Consider the following 16851-nt stretch of genomic DNA (forward strand, 5'->3'; position numbering starts at 1 on the left):
TTCGTATTAATTCGATTTTTTCTCGTAATCCAAAATTTTAATTTCAGCCATCAACCTGTCTGTCTCCTCCGAATCGGCCCCGTTGTAATAGCCCCTGACATGTCCGTTGGCATCTATTAATACTAACTTCGATTCCAGCGAATTGGTTTTCGAACCCGCTATTTTTGTTTGCAGTTTCAATACCTTTTGAAGCACGCTGTCTATTTCAGCCTTGGATCCTGTCAACACGTCCCATCCGGGTGTATTGATTCCCTGCGGATAATCCGTATCTCCTGTATTCCATTTTTGACAGATCGTAAGAAATTTCAGGTTCTGAATATTTTCACGAAGCACCGATAACCTTTCGAGCTGATTAACGAGCAGTTTGCAGCTATCGTCACATGTTTCGGGCAAGTACCCCGCCACTGTGACTTTCCCCTGTCCAAACACGACGTTTCCCGCGCTGCTGTCAGGTTTCTTCAACGATATCTCCGGGACTGTATAAAACAGCGTATCACCATTATTTACCACAACACTTCCATCAGCATTAACTTCCGGATGATAGTAGGGCAAATCGTAGTGATTTGTTGCGAACAACTTTAAAAACACAAAAATTAAAGCCGGAATTACTAATGTTCCAATCAGTAATCCGGCTTTACGGAAGTTTATCATAACGACTAGCCTCTACTTGAATATGGCTTCAAAGATAGCATGTCCTTCTAAAAGAAGCGCTAAAATCAGCCAGGCTACAAAAATTACCGGTACAAGTATCGACCAAATCAATGATTTAGTTTCATGCTTAAGGTGCATAAATTCACCTACGATATAAAATGCCTTCACAATGGTCATCACGATGAAAATCGTAACTTTCAAAGTACCGTGAGGTACGGTAAAGGCAATTAAGAATTCTATTGCCGTCAGGATAAGTAAAATCCAGAATGTTTTCCAGATTGCTTTACGCTGTTCTGCACCTGCGTTAGGATCCTGCTCGTGTATATGATGTACTTCTGACATATGATTTAGAATTAAATAAGCTGACGATTAAACCAGATAAAAGAACGTAAATACAAATACCCAAACAAGGTCTACAAAGTGCCAGTAAAGACCAACTTTCTCAACCATTTCATAACTTCCGCGTTTGTCATAAAAACCAGTCGCAGAGCGGAAGAAAATAAGAATATTCAAAATAACACCACTAAATACGTGCGTTCCGTGGAATCCTGTAATGAAGAAGAAGAAGTCTGCAAATGCAGGAGGTCCGTATTGGTTTTCTGTAAGATTAGCTCCGTGAATCACTTTCTCAACCCATGTTCCGTTTTCAATAACTTTCATTACTGAACCGGCATCGGTTCCGTGGATAAAGTGAGCCCATTCCCAAGCCTGGCAACCAAGGAAAGTAAAACCTCCAAGAATTGTCCAAAGCATATATTTTTCAACGTTTGCACGGTCCATGCGGTGACCAGCTTCAACGGCAAGTACCATTGTAACACTACTTGCAATCAAAATGAAGGTCATGATACCTACAAATACCAGCGGCAATGAGATTCCGTGAAGGAAAGGAACCGATTCGTATACCTTTTCAGGTATTGGCCAATACACATTGGAAAAAGTAAAATCAGCTGCTTTTCCCAGATAAGATGGAAAACTAAAACGAGCCGTTCCATAAGCCACCAGCAAGGCGGAAAAAGTAAACGTATCCGAGATGAGGAAAAACCACATCATCAATTTCCCGTAACTTGCTCTCATAGGCTCGATCCCGCCCATCCACATTTTGGGTTCTACCGTGCCAGGTGTTGTTACATGTGCAGCCATTGGTGAAAAATTATCAATTAAAAGTCAATAAAAAAACAAAAAGGTATAACCAAAGTAAATCTAAGAAATGCCAGTAAGTGGCACAAATCTGTATTTGTCGTAAATTTTTCGAATGCACTTTCTGCTTAAACACAGCTCTCCATGCATAGATCAAAACGATGATACCACTGATGATATGGAACCCGTGTAATCCTGTAAACACATAAAAAAACGAACCAGACGGGTTACCAACGAAATAAACATTCATTGCAACGAGCTGTTTCCATCCTTCAAACTGCATCCACAAAAACGCCAGACCCAGTACAAAAGTAATAGAAATTGCTATTTTCAATGATTTGAAATCATCTTTTTTTGCTGAGAAGTATGCCCATTGCATGGCAAGGCTACTCACAATCAGTACAGCTGTGCTATACCAGAAAATCCTTGGCATCTCAAATTCAAGCCAGTTACCTTCTGCTCTGCGCACAAGGTAGGCACTCGTCTGTGATGCAAAAAGCATGATAATACTTACCAGAAACAACCAAAGGATAAACTTCATTGGATCCATCGCCAATGTCTCCTTGGGTTCTTTATCTACTTTTAAATGCTGAATATTTTCCATTTCACTTTAAAACAATATCACAATTTATCCAACAAAAACGCGATCTGAACAATAGGCAGGTAAATGAAAGACCCAAACATCAGTTGTCTAGCTGTTTTATCCGTACACTTCCGCATCAGGTGGAACGTCTGCGCTAAAAACAATACGCCAAACACTGTTGCTATAAAAGCCGAATTGATCCCTGTCATACCCAGTTTATATGGCAACCATCCTACTGGTAATAAGAACAACGTGTAGATCATGATCTGCATCGTCGTATCTGCATCTTTCAAACCGTTTGCCGGTAATAACTTAAAACCTGCACGCTTATAATCGTCATCCAAAACCCATGCAATAGCCCAGAAATGCGGGAACTGCCAGAAGAACTGAATCGCGAACAATATGCCCGGTTCAAGACCAAAATGATTTGTTGCTGCTACCCAGCCAATCATTGGAGGAAACGCACCCGGGAAAGCCCCTACGAAAACCGCAATAGGACCGACACGTTTCAAAGGTGTATAAACAAATCCGTATAAAACCAGCGATAACAAAGCCAGCAGTGCACTGATCATATTAAAATATACCACGAAAATAAACAGCGAAGCCACACCTAAAAAGATCGCCCAGACAATCGCCTGTTCCACTGTCACCCTTCCGCTCGGCAGCGGACGGCCTTCTGTTCTCTTCATCATTTTATCCAGATCTTTTTCAAGAATCTGGTTAATGATATTCGCAGCGCCGGTAATACCTACGGATGCAAGACAGAAAAGAACCATTTTGGTCCAGCTCACGTCCGAAGCACCTAAGCTGTATCCCATTGCACCTGAAAAAGCAATCAAAGAAGCCAGTCTGAATTTCAACAATTCAAACAAAGCCTTCACTTTATCTCCAACTTTACTAAAACCTAAGCTTTCCTCTGCTGTTGTCATTACTTTACTCAATTTCCGATCTACACTAAATCTCCTCTCAGTTCAACGATTTCTTTATTCCAGGAGAACCTGTCCGCATTCATCAATAACCACATCATGAACTGCAAACCTATCATTAAAATGGCTAATGTCAGGTGGACTGGCTGTGCCCAAGGCGGCACCCCGAAATAAGCCATGAGTATTCCTGTCAATATTTCCAAACCTAAAATAGCCAGGCAGCCTTTGCCCATTTCTTTTATTCTGGATTCCCCTGCTATCGACCGGTTAATTTTATTAATCCACCAAACGTTCGAAACAAGGACCAATACCGAAAACGAGCGGTGTATATAAAAAGGTACTCCTAATTCTCCAATCCATTCTGCCCTTCCTTCGTAACCGAGCGCCCGGATCGCCTCATCCATCAACTCGCGGACTTGTGTGCCCAATAAAATCTGGATGAGAGATAATGAAAGGACTAAAAAACTTATCCTGTTGATAACGTTTTTCCCGCTTATTGGTTTTCCGTCTTTGCCTTCTGAATAAGAAGACCGGATATACAGATAAATCAAAATGAAAACGATAACAATCGCGAGCAGCATGTGCACTGTAATCATTACCGGATGCAATTCGGAAGAGACCACTTTTGCTCCCAACCAGCCCTGTAATCCTACCAAAATAAAAGCCAGTAAGCTATAAACGAAAAGGCTTTTTCTATTGGATTTAAGATAAGGAATTGAAGCCAGCAGGGTAATAAAAATCATTATCCCGGTAAAAGCTCCGAAAAGACGGTTCACATATTCAATCCACGTTTTCACGGGATTAAAAATCACTTCGCCTTTCAGTTTAGCTCCGTAGATTTCCTTATAATTTAATGGTAGCTGAGAGACCTCTGTCGGAGGGATCCAGCTACCAAAGCATTTTGGCCAATCGGGACAACCCATACCAGCACCTGTACTTCTTACCACGCCACCGACCATAATCAGGCAGTAAAGCGTAATGACAGTATTCAGTGTCAACCGCCGGAAACGACGGTTGACACGTGAATTAATGAGCTGTGTTAAACTGGTCATTAAAATTTTGAGCCTCAATCTCTTTTTCTGTTGCAATCAGCTCGTTCTCATGCGGGAAATTAGATTCCAGTGTTTGAGAATAAGGTATATTCTGAGGGATGAAATCCTCTTTTGCACCAGGTTTGCTATAATCATATGACCAACGGTATACCGCAGGAAGTTCACCTTCCCAGTTACCATGACCAGGCACGATTGGCGTAGTCCATTCCAGGGTGTTTGAACGCCATGGATTTTTCGGAGCCGTTTTGCCTTTGAAAATGCTTCTGAAGAAGTTGTACAAGAAGATAAACTGTGCAAGGAATGACAAGATCGCAGCAACAGAGATGAACATGTTCATGTCCATAAACTTGTGCGTGAAGTCATAACTTGTAAACTGGTAGTAACGACGTGGGAAACCTGCGATACCAACATAGTGCATTGGTATGAAGACAAGATAGATTCCAATAAATGAGAACCAGAAGTGAATCTGTCCCAAAGTAGTGTTCATCATCTTACCGAACATTTTAGGGAACCAGTGGTAAACCCCTGCAAACAATCCGAAAGCCGATGCAGCACCCATTACAAGGTGAAAGTGAGCTACTACGAAATAGGTATCGTGTAATTGAATATCAAGTGCACTGTTACCTAAGATAATACCCGTCAAACCACCTGATACGAATAAGGAAACCATCCCGATCGCAAACAGCATAGCCGGCGTGAAAACGATGTTACCTTTCCACAAAGTGGTGATGTAGTTAAACCCTTTTACCGCAGACGGAACCGCAATGATCAATGTAAGGAACATAAATACCGATCCAAGGAAAGGATTCATACCCGTTACAAACATGTGGTGAGCCCAAACGATAAAGGCAAGGAATGCAATACCCAACATCGACGCGATCATCGCACGGTAACCAAAGATAGGCTTGCGTGAGTTTGTCGCGATAACTTCTGATGTGATACCAAGACCCGGAAGAAGTACGATGTATACCTCTGGGTGACCAAGGAACCAGAACAAGTGTTGGAAAAGGATTGGGCTACCACCAACGTTAGGCAGTGCTTCTCCGTTGATATAAATTTCAGACAGGTAAAAGCTTGTTCCGAAGTGACGGTCAAAGATCAACAGCAATACTGATGACAAAAGAACCGGGAAAGAAATAAGACCTAATACCGCTGTGATAAGGAATGACCAGATTGTAAGTGGAAGACGGTCAAATGACATACCACGTGTACGAAGATTGATAACCGTAGTAATGTAGTTAATACCTCCCAATAACTGAGATACGATAAAGAACGCCATACTGATCAACCAAAGTGTCATACCCATGCCAGAGCCTGGGTGTGCCTGTGGCAATGCACTTAACGGAGGATAAATAACCCATCCACCCGCAGCAGGACCAGCCTGTAAGAACAAAGAACCAAACATGATCACACTGGCAAGGAAGAAGAACCAGTAAGATAACATGTTCATAAATCCTGATGCCATATCACGTGCACCGATCTGTAATGGAATAAGGAAGTTACTGAACGTACCACTCAAACCAGCTGTAAGTACAAAGAATACCATGATAGTACCGTGCATTGTTACCAAAGCCAGGTAAAAATTCGGATCCAATTTACCTGTTTCGCTGATCCAGCCTCCTAAAATAGGTTTCAACCAGGATAAGTTAGAATCCGGCATCCCCAATTGGATACGGAAAATAACCGACATTGAAATTCCAATAACTGCCCAAACGATACCTGTGATAAGGTATTGCTTAGCTATAACTTTGTGGTCTTCACAAAATACGTATTTCTGCCAAAAGCTTTGTGGCTCGTGATGGTGCGCATGTTCCTCGTGGTGTACAGCGGTGTCCAATCCTTCAATAGCTGACATATGCCTGTTTTGTATTTAAATTAATAAAATTAGCGAAGAGCCGCACTTGTTCCAATTCCTCCACCTGTCGAAGCAGTTTTTGCACTGTCAGCAGGAGCAGCTGTATCAGCTGGCAAACCTTTCATTGCCTTAGCTTTCAAATTGTCTGGCACTTTCGCAAGATATTCCGGGTAAGTCTGCAAGAAAGTAGCTTGTTCAGCACACCATTTCTTGTAAGAAGCTTCGTCTTCAACAACCAAATTGATCTTCATTGAGAAGTGACCTTGTCCACAAACCTCAGTACAAGCAATTTCATACTTGAAATTAGGGTCGTTAAGCTCGGCACGCATATCAGCTGTTGTTTTGTCCGGTACAAACCAGAATTTCGTTGGCATACCTGGCACTGCGTCCATTTTAACACGCATGTGTGGGATGAAAACACTATGCAAAACGTCACGGGCACGAATCTTCAACAGAACGGGTCTGCCAACAGGAATGTGCATTTCCGTAGGGTTCAAGAAGTCATCGAAAGAATTTTCGTCAGACAAATCGATACCTACTTCATTTTGTGCGTCGATCAATTTATAGTTATAATTTCCAAGCTTGTTGTCGTTAACACCACCGTAACGTACAATCCAGTTGAATTGCTTTCCGGTAATTTCAATTACTTCTGAATCGGCAGGAGCCTCAGATGTAATATCAGACCATGCTTTCCAACCTGTAAAAACCAACATGGCCATTACGATTGCAGGAATAATAGTCCAGATTAACTCCAATTTGTGGTTATCAGGATAAAAGGCAGCTTTGTTACCTTTCTTAAACTGATACTTCCATGAGAAGAAGAAAATCAAAAAGTTTACAAATATGAAAGGAATCGTAAGCACTCCCATCGAGAACCAGAACAGGTCGTCCGTTCTTCTACCGTGTACTGAAGAAGCGATCGGCAGGAAGTGTTCACGGGCATGCAGATAAGACCAGGTTATCCCTACTACCGCAGCAATAATAAGTACAATAAACATTGCACCATTCCAGCTGTTTCCTGACGGAGTCTCATCAGCTGATTCTGGTTTCTTAACATTCTTGAGAACATCTTGCAGCCGGGTTACCACGACAACCGTGAGAACCACAAAAACTAAGGCAACTAATGCGATGATAAAATACATGATAATAACAGGTTAAGCAAATTAGGCGATATCGTGATGCAATGACTCTTCCAACATTGGATGGTGCTTTGGAATCAAATTTGCCTTTTCCAATTGAGTCGCCATTGACCAAACAAATCCACAAATGAAGACAATAAAGAATCCCCACTCTAACGGGCCAAATCCCGCTGTATTTCCAGCACTACCTGGCATAATGTTCGTGTAAAAATCCATATAATGGCCGATAATTACACTCCAGCAAGCTACTTTAAGAATCGAATGCGTAAACTTAGAATCTCTTGTCATCAATACAAGGAATGGCAAGAAGAAGTTAAGGAACAAAGTGATAAAGAAAGGAGCTTTGAAAATACTTCCGTGTCCTCTGAAACGCTCGATGAAATAGATAATCTCTTCTGGCTGGTTGGCATAGTAGATCAAAAGGAATTGAGCAAACCATACATAAGTCCAGAAAATACTGAACGCGAAAACAAATTTACCAAGGTCACGAAGGTGGCTTGAATTAACCGCTTTCAAATAACCTCTTTCTCTTAACATTACAACTGTCAATGTAATCACTGCCAGTCCGGCTACGTGCCAGCTAGCCAGTGTATACCATCCAAACATGGTACTAAACCAGTGCGGATCGATTGACATTACAAAATCCCACGCAGATGTAGAAGATGTAACACCGAACACAACAAGAAATGCTGTTCCTAAACGTATAGATTTATCATATAATTCTGTACCTCCGATTTGATCCTCTTCCAAAGAAAACTGACGAATCTTTCTCCACATCAGATACCATACAACGAAGTAAACGATCATACGCCCTACAAAGAAAGGTGTATTAAGGTAGCCGCTTTTTCCAGCCAATACTTCATCATATTCAGGTCCGCCTACTTCGTAGACCTCAGGGTGTGTCCAGTGAAAAAGATCGTGACCACCTAAAAAGAACACTGCGAGCATTACGATACCTGTAATTGGCAAAAATGCAGGCATTGCCTCAGGAACTCTTTTAAATACAGCTGACCATCCTGCTTGTGCAAGATAGTTATAAGATATAAAGAACATACCTACCACAGATATACCAGTAAAGTATACTGCATTTACCCAAAGGTTTGCCCAGATACGGGTTAACCAGCTAACATGATGTTCCTCAGCGTGACCTGCCGCCTCATGTCCAGCCGCAGCGTGACCGGTTATAGCGTTCACTGCACCATGTGCCGCTTCTGCTTCATGTCCACCTCCACCGTTTGCTGCTAAATAGACACCAACTACAACCAGAGCCGCTCCAATAGCGCCTCCAATTATAAGGTTTCTTTTAGCTCCCGAAGTGAATTCAAACCGTTCTTCAATAGAAGGAATCGAATGTGCTGATGCCATTATTCAAATATTATTTCTCAGTTATCAAAAATAGACTATGCTCCTTTTTGCAGCTTTTGTACATAATGTACAATTTTCCAACGCTCCTCAGGATTAATTTGCGAACCATGAGGCCACATACGTGCTTTACCGTAGGTAATTACGTGGAAAATATGTCCTTCATTAAGGTTTTTGTAAGCGTCACTTGCGTAATTAGGAACCCCTTTATAAATAGCAGCTACCTTTCCGTCACCTGCTCCGGTTGCCCCGTGGCAATGCTGGCAATATCTCTCAAACAAAACTTTACCCTCAGCTAAAGATTTTTCGTTAAGAGGTACCGGGTTTTTCAATACTCTTTCTGAGATAGAAATGCTATCAGCAGGAATGTTGTAAACCATCAAATCTACTTTCGCCGAATCTCCGTCACCAAAAGTCGTCTTGTAATTACGACGGGCAACAGTTCCTTCAACCGGCAGACGCATTGTCAATCCCATTGGGTTAATTGGATTGGCTTTCTCCTGTCTGTACGGTTCATAACCAACAGGCAGGTACATATTCGGAGCATATTCTTTACCAGGGTTGCTAGGATCACGCTTACAACTAACAGCTGCAATCAGAATAATAGCAAAGGCTATTGAATACTTATATAAACTTTTCAATTTCATCGATCCAAGCACATTAAAATTGTTTGATGTTAACCTCTTCTGCACCGCTATCTCTTAGTGCACGGGATATTTCATCTTCACTCATTGAATTTCTACCCAAGTTGATTGCCATTACAAATTTGTTGTCCGTAGCACGAGCGTCAAATCTTTCGTGGAAATGCGTACCGGGTCCCAGTCCATTTGAGATAAAGAATGTAATAACCATACCGAATGCTGTAAAAAGTACGGTTAACTCAAATGTAATCGGGATGTAGTTAGGAAGAGAGATTGAATCCTTACCACCGATAATCATCGGCCAGTCAATCCCCATAGTCCATATCATCAGGGTTAAGGCCACGCAACATCCGGTAACACCGAACATAAAGGCTGCAATCCCTATTCTTGTACGTGGGTGACCAAGAGCATCATCCAGTCCGTGAATCGGAAAAGGTGAATAAACCTCCTGTATTTTCACTCCGGCCTTTCTAAGCTTTGGTACTGCATGTAATACAGTATCGTCATCGTCGTAGACTCCAACTAGATATTTACCAGATAATTCTGCCATATTTATACTAATGTTAAATATTATTCCTTCGCCTGTAAGCGATCTTTTACTTATTCGATATCCTTGTTAAATAACGGAGCTGCTGCTTCGCGCTGTCTTACTTTGGCAACCCCTGCAATTTTCTTAGGCAATTGAGCAGAAGTTGATCTGATTACCGCTTTAACTTCCGCCATGTTTACAACTGGTAAATATTTAGAGAAAAGCAGGAACAACGTAAAGAACAATCCGAATGAGAATATATAATCCCCAATATCATAACGGGTAGGGGAGAACATCGCCCAGCTTGATGGAATGTAGTCACGGTGAAGAGACGTAACGATAATTACGAAACGCTCGAACCACATACCAATGTTAACAATAACAGATATGAAGAATGTAAATGTAATGCTGCGACGTAGTTTTCTTGACCAGAACAACTGTGGAGAGATTACGTTACAAGTCATCATCGCCCAGTATGCCCACCAGTAAGGTCCGGTAGCACGGTTGATAAATGCATAACTTTCGTATTCTACTCCTGAATACCAGGCAATGAAGAACTCAGTGATATAGGCAACCCCTACAACCGAACCGGTCAGGGTGATTACCTTGTTCATTGTTTCAATGTGCTCAAGGGTAATATAATCTTCCAGCTTGTACACCACACGTGTGATCAGCATAAGGTTTTGCACCATGGCAAATCCCGAGAAAATCGCACCCGCAACGAAATAAGGAGGGAAGATTGTTGTATGCCATCCCGGAATTACCGAGGTAGCAAAGTCCATACTTACAATTGTATGCACTGAAAGTACAAGAGGAGTAGATAAACCGGCAAGAATTAAGCTAATGTACTCATAACGAGACCATGTTTTAGCAGATCCATCCCATCCCATTGCGAAAGTTCCGTACATAAAACGGGAAACTTTGCTGGTTGCACGGTCACGGATTGTAGCCAAATCAGGAATAAGACCGATATACCAGAAAACAAGAGATACCGAGAAATAAGTACTGATCGCAAATACGTCCCATACAAGAGGGGAGTTGAAGTTTACCCAAAGAGAACCAAATGCGTTAGGTAATGGTAAAGCCCAATATGCCATCCATGGACGACCCATGTGCATCAGGATAAATGATGCGGCACAAATTACAGCGAAAATAGTCATCGCTTCTGCCGCACGGTTAATGGATGTTCTCCATTTCTGACGGAAAAGTAAAAGAATTGCAGAGATCAGCGTTCCGGCGTGACCGATACCAACCCACCATACGAAGTTTGTGATATCCCATGCCCAACCTACGGTTTTATTTAATCCCCACACGCCCAGACCTTCCCACCAGGTCCATGCCAGACAACAAGTTCCATAAGCCAAAACAAGCAGAGAAATCCCAAAAGCAATTTTCCATTCCTTTGTAGGCTTTCCTTCGACATGTCGGCATATATCTTCCGTTACGTCTGCATACGTTTTCCCGCCTTGAATAAGGGGCTCTCTTACGGGTGAAGTAACATGCATACTACTGTAATTTATAATGATTTAATCTTCAAACAAATACAAAACTAACAACTCTGCTTAGGCGTGTTCCTTGTGAGCTTCTGCCTTCGGCGCTGCATCCTTATTTCTGATCTTGGTCAGATAAGAAACCTGAGGACGAACGTTAATCTCTTCAAGCATGTGGAAAGCACGACCTTCTCTTTCTACCGCAAGAAGTTTAGATATTTTACTTTCAGGATCATTCATATCACCAAAAGTAATCGCATTGGTAGGGCATGATGAACCACAAGCTACGGACACATCACCATCCACTACACGTCTTCTTTCTTTTTTAGCAGTCAATTTTGCCTCCTGGATCAAGTGTACACACATTGAGCATTTTTCAATTACCCCACGTGAACGTACCGTTACCTCAGGATTGATCACCATTTTACCCAGGTCATTATTGAAGTGATAATCGAAGTTATCATTGTCAAAATATTTGAACCAGTTGAAACGACGAACTTTGTAAGGACAGTTGTTTGCGCAATAACGTGTACCTACGCAACGGTTGTAAGCCATCTGGTTTAAGCCCTCAGAACTGTGGGTTGTAGCCAATACCGGACATACCGTCTCGCAAGGTGCGTTGTTACAGTGCTGGCACATCATAGGCTGGAAGGTAACCTCAGGATTTTCCGAAGCAATTTCCATTGCTGTATAATCTCCAACTTCTGCATCACTGCTGTAATAACGGTCAATACGCAACCAGTGCATCTCACGTGCATTGATCACTTCCTGACGGCCTACAACAGGGATATTATTTTCTGCCTGGCAGCTGATCACACATGATCCGCAACCAAAACATGTATTCAAATCAATTACAAGTCCCCATGAATGGTTCTTGTACTGGTGTCCATTCCAAAGAGAAAGATCGGTTGCATCTACTTTCCCTTCCGAAGTTTCTATTTTCGGAATGAAACGTCCTGCCAATGGATCTTTCTGGAAATGCGAAAGAACTGTTTCCTGAAGAACAGACTTACGACCCATTACGGTGTTGTGTGTCTGTGTCTGTGCAATCTCACGTGTTTCGCCTGTTTTTGTAACAGTCGCTTCACCTGGTGCGAATGACAAGAAACCGCCTGCAAACGCTGCCAATGGATAAGCATTCTTACCTACACCATTCGCTGATTTACCAGCTTTTTCACGACCGTAACCGATCGCAACCGCTACTGTACCATTTGCCAAACCAGGCTGAACGATAACAGGAACGTCGATAGATTTTCCTTTGAAGTCAACTTTTACAACATCTCCTTGCTCAAGACCAAGATCTTTTGCGGTTTTCTGAGAAATGTTTGCGTGGTTATCCCAGCAAGCTTTTGTTACCGGCTCAGGGAATTCCTGCAACCATGGGTTGTTTGCAGCAGAACCATTACCAATACCGATGTTCTCAAAAATAGCAAGTTCGATGCCAGTAGAAGATGCTTTGTATTTTTTAGCAAGTGCAGAAGCAGCTTCGTCTACATTTCCAGTGAAAGCAGCGCCAGCCGGAGCAGCCGTTGCAGCTGATGCATAAACACCATCATGCAGAGACTTAACCCAGAATTGCTCAAAGTTACCGCCTTGGGTAAAGATATTTTTTCTCCAATATGCTTTCACATATTCGTGGAAATCAGAAGGTTGTCCAGCCCATTTCAATAAACTTGACTGAGCCTGACGTGTGTTGAAGATCAAGCTGATCGTCGGCTGACCCAGGCTGTAAAAACCAGCTTTTGGTTCAGCATCATTCCATGACTCAAGGTAGTGAGGAGCAGGCGCAATGAATTTAACCAAAGAACCTGTTTCATCAGCACGGTCGTTGAATGAAACGCTCAATGCAACTTTTGGAAGAGCCGTTGCGATTTCCGCACCACGTGGGTGATCGTAAACCGGGTTTGCAGCATAGAAAATAACTGCATCCACTTTTCCGCCTTTTACTTCTTCAACGAATTCGTTCATGGCGATGTCATTTCCCTGACGGAAATAAACAGGTACATCCAGGTTGATTGTGGAAGCGTAGCTACCCAAAAGGTTATTCAACGCGTTTACAACAACCTGAACTGAAGGATCATTGATACCGGAAACAACAAGTGCGTTTCCTTTTGCAGCGATAAGATCAGCTGCTGCTTTATCTAAATGAGGTGCATCAAAAGCAGGTGTAGCGATAGCCTTACCTCCCAATTTTGCAGCCACTTTGTTGTATAATGAAGAAACTACCAATCCCAACTGCGAAGGTTTCACAGCAGAACGGTAATCAGCATTTGAACCTGTCAAAGAAAGAACAGCTTCAAACTGGTAGTGACGGGACATATCCTTTTTACCGTCTTTTGCACTGCTAACCATACGGGTCTCAGCATATTGACGAGAATAAGTATCAGGAGAAATCCATGAACCAAGGAAGTCGGCGTCAACCGCTACGATCACTTTCGCTTTGCTGAAATCATAAGAAGGAAGAACCGCTTTACCAAATGAAAGCTCATTTCCTTTTACAATAGCGTAAGATGAGTTCGCGTCATAAACAATGTGACGCGTCGTAGGATATTTTGTTGTAAAATCAGCGATAACTGATTTTGTAGAAGGACTTAATATAGTAGAAGAAACAATGCGAATTGCTCCTCCTTTTGCAGCAATCTGAGAAAGCTGGCTTGTGATATCTTTATCAATGGTATCCCAGGCAACTTTTGTGTCATCACCTTTTTTAGGACCTTTTAATTTTTCATTATCGTAAAGACCTAACAATGAAGCGTGTACACGTGCACTTACACCACAGGCATCTTTCGCTAATGAATTTCCTTCGATCTTAACCGGACGACCTTCACGCGTTTTAACCAAAATGCTGGCGTAATCTCCACCTTCTGAATAAGTGGAAGCGTACCAGTTAGCAATCGTCGGGAATTCTCCCTCAGGCTTATTTACGTAAGGAATTGCTCTTTTCACAGGAGTTTCGCAAGCAGCCAAAGAAACCGCTGCCATACCAAACCCTAACACTTTCAAGAAGTCACGACGGTGCGTTCCCGCTCCGTCTACAAGACTTTCATATTGATTTTCTGTTGGTGCTTCAGAAAACTCTGAACCTGCGTTTTTAATGAATTTTTCATCATTACGCAGCTCTTCAAGCCCTCTCCAATATCTTTTATTAGTATTTTCCATAAAACTGTTAATACAATGAGTTGTATTCTAGTATCTATTTGCAGTGATTAATAGTGGCACTTAGAACATTCAAGACCACCGATATCAGCTACTTTTAAAGCTTCTTTACTATCTGACGCATGTAACTGTACCAGCTTGTCGTAATACTTGTTGTCTTTTGTATTAACATCAGTCTTACGGTGGCAATCGATACACCAACCCATTGTTAATGAAGAGCGTTGCTGAACAACTTCCATCTTAGCGATGTCTCCATGGCAATTTTCACATTCCAATCCGGCTACGTTAACGTGCTGAGAGTGATTGAAATAAGCAAGATCAGGAAGGTTATGAACACGTACCCATTCAATAGGGGTATTGTTTTCAATCGAAGTGTAAATCTTCTGGATTTCAGGAGATTCCTTTTTGATAACACCGTGGCAGTTCATACAAATATTCGCAGATGGAATATGTGCAGATTTACCTCTGTTTACACCTGTATGGCAGTAGTTACAGTCAATTTTGTATTCTCCGGCGTGCAGTTTGTGAGAGAAAGTAATTGGTTGTTTAGGGGCATAACCCTGCTGAACACCAACACTATATGCTCCGTCAAGTGTTGCCTTTATTACAAGAAGTACAAATATCCAAAGCGTTGCAGAACGAATTGCAGGGTCACCTGCTATTCTTTTCAGCGAAGCACCGAAACGAGTCATGAAGTCGCCTTTGGCAGCACCTTCATCTCCGGCAACAGCTTTCGAAAGAATAGTTACAATAACAACTAAAACACCTAATACTAAGAGCATTACAACAACCAAAGCAACCAGAACGATCATGAAAAGATCAGAAGGTCCGCTTGATTGTGCAGCACCGGCAGCAGGAGCTCCGCCAGCAGCAGCAGCGGCAGGGGCCGGAGCAGAAGCAGCGTTATCAATGTAAGCAAAAATCCCTTTGATGTCATCTTCTGACAAATTAGGGAAGCTAGTCATTTGTGCTTTGCTGTACTCGTTGTAAATTTTCACAGCGTAAGGATCGCCGGAAGCGATAACCGCTTGTGAATTGTGCACCCATTTCGTAAGCCATGCAATGTTGTTACGAGTCGTTGCACCTTTCAAACCAGGACCTACAACTCTTTCGTCAGACGCTGCGTGACACTGGGCACAGTTGTTTTTAAATAACGTTTCGCCTTTTGCAGCATCGCCTCCACCAGCAGGGGCGGCAGCAGCAGCTCCGGCAGCAGCCGTGCTGTCCTGAGCCCAGGTAAGGCTACAAGTACTTAAAAGAATAGCTACAAAAATAGCCAGAAACGATTTTGAGCGGGGAAAGAAGGAACAAAACTTAGAGTCTTCTCGGAATGGTATATTCATAATCAACTATTCATTATACTTCAACAGACAAATCTAGTGCACGATTTTTTATCCACAAAAGTATTTTAGGGATATTTTGGATGGCTTACTTATTTATAATTCTTCTAATTTGACATTTCGTGTCAAAACTACGCTACATTATTGTAACCGTTGACATTCAATGTATTAACGAAAAAATACCATTTGAGAAAAACCGAAAAGCCGGTCTCTTCAAATGGTATTTTATCAAGATATTTCTGCGAGGTTCCGAGCGGATTCGAACCGCTGTAAAAGGTTTTGCAGACCTCTGCCTAGCCACTCGGCCACGGAACCATATCGGGTTAGCTGGTAACATTTAGCTGCCAACAGCTAACCCGGGTGCAAAAGTATTAAAAAAATTGACTACTCTTCAGTTTCGTCGTCTTTTTTCGCTACTTTTTTTCCTTTTCTTTCTGAATCTTCAAATTGTTCCTTCAAAGCAGAAAGTACACTTAGGTCACCAAAGGTAGATTTCTCTCCTTCTTTGGCAGCGCTTTCTGTATTACCAGCTGAGCTTTTAGCCTGAGTTGCAGCAGGTTTAGCAGCTTTTTCTTCTTTCTTGTCTTCAGTAGGAGCAGAAGGCTTCACTTTTGAATGTGTAAGAACGATTTTCTTTTCGTCTTTCAGGAATTCCAATACTGTGAAGTCAAGGCTTTCTCCAACCTCAGCAACTGAACCATCTTCTTTCGTAAGGTTTTTCACTGCTGAAATTCCTTCGATTCCGTATGGCAATTCCAAAGTTGCGAATTTGTCTCCTTTTGCAACGATTGTGCTACGGTGTACTGATCCGATAGCGAAGATCGTTTCGAAAGTATCCCATGGGTTTTCTTCAAGTTGTTTGTGACCTAGTGCCAAACGACGGTTTTCAGCGTCAAGCTCAAGAACGACAACTTCAAGTTCGTCATTTACCTTAACGAAGTCCGAAGGATGTTTGATTTTCTTAGTCCATGACAAGTCAGAAACGTGTAC

15 protein-coding genes and 1 tRNA gene are annotated in these 16851 nt (G+C 42.1%); all 16 read right to left on the bottom strand.

Annotated features, from left to right (window positions below):
* Positions 1–6: 6 nt before the first annotated feature.
* Positions 7–651: an SCO family protein gene (locus M1L62_RS27800; RefSeq protein ID WP_254562908.1), complete on the bottom strand. Its 645-nt coding sequence runs from the start codon at positions 649–651 to the stop codon at positions 7–9.
* Between the two features lie 12 nt (positions 652–663).
* On the bottom strand, positions 664–993 hold the full coding sequence (locus M1L62_RS27805) for a cytochrome C oxidase subunit IV family protein (protein ID WP_254562909.1): 330 nt from the start codon (positions 991–993) through the stop codon (positions 664–666).
* A gap of 27 nt (positions 994–1020) precedes the next feature.
* Complete coding sequence (locus M1L62_RS27810; protein ID WP_254562910.1) at positions 1021–1791, bottom strand: cytochrome c oxidase subunit 3; 771 nt, start codon at positions 1789–1791, stop codon at positions 1021–1023.
* Between the two features lie 13 nt (positions 1792–1804).
* Positions 1805–2392: a cytochrome c oxidase subunit 3 gene (locus tag M1L62_RS27815; protein WP_254562911.1), complete on the bottom strand. Its 588-nt coding sequence runs from the start codon at positions 2390–2392 to the stop codon at positions 1805–1807.
* 17 nt (positions 2393–2409) lie between these two features.
* The gene (gene cyoE, locus M1L62_RS27820; RefSeq protein ID WP_254562912.1) at positions 2410–3300 is read right to left on the bottom strand and encodes a heme o synthase; all 891 of its coding nucleotides are present in this window, start codon (positions 3298–3300) and stop codon (positions 2410–2412) included.
* A gap of 20 nt (positions 3301–3320) precedes the next feature.
* Positions 3321–4349 carry a COX15/CtaA family protein gene (locus tag M1L62_RS27825; protein ID WP_254562913.1) on the bottom strand — a complete coding sequence of 343 codons (1029 nt, stop codon included), beginning with the start codon at positions 4347–4349 and terminating at the stop codon, positions 3321–3323.
* The gene (locus tag M1L62_RS27830; RefSeq protein WP_254562914.1) at positions 4324–6204 is read right to left on the bottom strand and encodes a cytochrome c oxidase subunit I; all 1881 of its coding nucleotides are present in this window, start codon (positions 6202–6204) and stop codon (positions 4324–4326) included. Before M1L62_RS27830 ends, M1L62_RS27825 begins: the two co-directional genes overlap by 26 nt.
* 29 nt (positions 6205–6233) lie before the next feature.
* Positions 6234–7346: a cytochrome c oxidase subunit II gene (locus M1L62_RS27835; protein ID WP_254562915.1), complete on the bottom strand. Its 1113-nt coding sequence runs from the start codon at positions 7344–7346 to the stop codon at positions 6234–6236.
* Between the two features lie 21 nt (positions 7347–7367).
* Positions 7368–8708: a quinol:cytochrome C oxidoreductase gene (locus M1L62_RS27840; RefSeq protein WP_254562916.1), complete on the bottom strand. Its 1341-nt coding sequence runs from the start codon at positions 8706–8708 to the stop codon at positions 7368–7370.
* A gap of 35 nt (positions 8709–8743) precedes the next feature.
* On the bottom strand, positions 8744–9352 hold the full coding sequence (locus M1L62_RS27845; protein ID WP_254562917.1) for a c-type cytochrome: 609 nt from the start codon (positions 9350–9352) through the stop codon (positions 8744–8746).
* 13 nt (positions 9353–9365) lie between these two features.
* Complete coding sequence (locus M1L62_RS27850; RefSeq protein WP_254562918.1) at positions 9366–9896, bottom strand: DUF3341 domain-containing protein; 531 nt, start codon at positions 9894–9896, stop codon at positions 9366–9368.
* Positions 9897–9946: 50 nt separating this feature from the next.
* Positions 9947–11380, bottom strand: coding sequence for an NrfD/PsrC family molybdoenzyme membrane anchor subunit (gene nrfD, locus M1L62_RS27855; RefSeq protein WP_254562919.1), 1434 nt, complete (start codon positions 11378–11380; stop codon positions 9947–9949).
* 57 nt (positions 11381–11437) lie between these two features.
* Positions 11438–14524 (bottom strand): TAT-variant-translocated molybdopterin oxidoreductase, encoded by a 3087-nt coding sequence (locus tag M1L62_RS27860; protein WP_254562920.1) that lies wholly within the window; start codon positions 14522–14524, stop codon positions 11438–11440.
* 47 nt (positions 14525–14571) lie between these two features.
* Positions 14572–15864 (bottom strand): c-type cytochrome, encoded by a 1293-nt coding sequence (locus tag M1L62_RS27865; protein ID WP_254562921.1) that lies wholly within the window; start codon positions 15862–15864, stop codon positions 14572–14574.
* 241 nt (positions 15865–16105) lie between these two features.
* Positions 16106–16176, bottom strand: a tRNA-Cys gene (locus M1L62_RS27870).
* Between the two features lie 69 nt (positions 16177–16245).
* A partial coding sequence (locus M1L62_RS27875; protein ID WP_254562922.1) for a S1 RNA-binding domain-containing protein occupies positions 16246–16851 on the bottom strand: 606 nt, incomplete at its 5' end.

This window comes from Dyadobacter diqingensis, from assembly GCF_024220585.1.
Lineage (GTDB): Bacteria > Bacteroidota > Bacteroidia > Cytophagales > Spirosomataceae > Dyadobacter > Dyadobacter diqingensis.

Bases quoted from the DNA above. Each gene is read 5' to 3' on its own strand.
- M1L62_RS27800 (WP_254562908.1), bottom strand. From the start codon at position 651: ATGATAAACTTCCGTAAAGCCGGATTACTGATTGGAACATTAGTAATT.
- M1L62_RS27805 (WP_254562909.1), bottom strand. From the start codon at position 993: ATGTCAGAAGTACATCATATACACGAGCAGGATCCTAACGCAGGTGCA.
- M1L62_RS27810 (WP_254562910.1), bottom strand. From the start codon at position 1,791: ATGGCTGCACATGTAACAACACCTGGCACGGTAGAACCCAAAATGTGG.
- M1L62_RS27815 (WP_254562911.1), bottom strand. From the start codon at position 2,392: ATGGAAAATATTCAGCATTTAAAAGTAGATAAAGAACCCAAGGAGACA.
- cyoE (WP_254562912.1), bottom strand. From the start codon at position 3,300: ATGACAACAGCAGAGGAAAGCTTAGGTTTTAGTAAAGTTGGAGATAAA.
- M1L62_RS27825 (WP_254562913.1), bottom strand. From the start codon at position 4,349: ATGACCAGTTTAACACAGCTCATTAATTCACGTGTCAACCGTCGTTTC.
- M1L62_RS27830 (WP_254562914.1), bottom strand. From the start codon at position 6,204: ATGTCAGCTATTGAAGGATTGGACACCGCTGTACACCACGAGGAACAT.
- M1L62_RS27835 (WP_254562915.1), bottom strand. From the start codon at position 7,346: ATGTATTTTATCATCGCATTAGTTGCCTTAGTTTTTGTGGTTCTCACG.
- M1L62_RS27840 (WP_254562916.1), bottom strand. From the start codon at position 8,708: ATGGCATCAGCACATTCGATTCCTTCTATTGAAGAACGGTTTGAATTC.
- M1L62_RS27845 (WP_254562917.1), bottom strand. From the start codon at position 9,352: ATGAAATTGAAAAGTTTATATAAGTATTCAATAGCCTTTGCTATTATT.
- M1L62_RS27850 (WP_254562918.1), bottom strand. From the start codon at position 9,896: ATGGCAGAATTATCTGGTAAATATCTAGTTGGAGTCTACGACGATGAC.
- nrfD (WP_254562919.1), bottom strand. From the start codon at position 11,380: ATGCATGTTACTTCACCCGTAAGAGAGCCCCTTATTCAAGGCGGGAAA.
- M1L62_RS27860 (WP_254562920.1), bottom strand. From the start codon at position 14,524: ATGGAAAATACTAATAAAAGATATTGGAGAGGGCTTGAAGAGCTGCGT.
- M1L62_RS27865 (WP_254562921.1), bottom strand. From the start codon at position 15,864: ATGAATATACCATTCCGAGAAGACTCTAAGTTTTGTTCCTTCTTTCCC.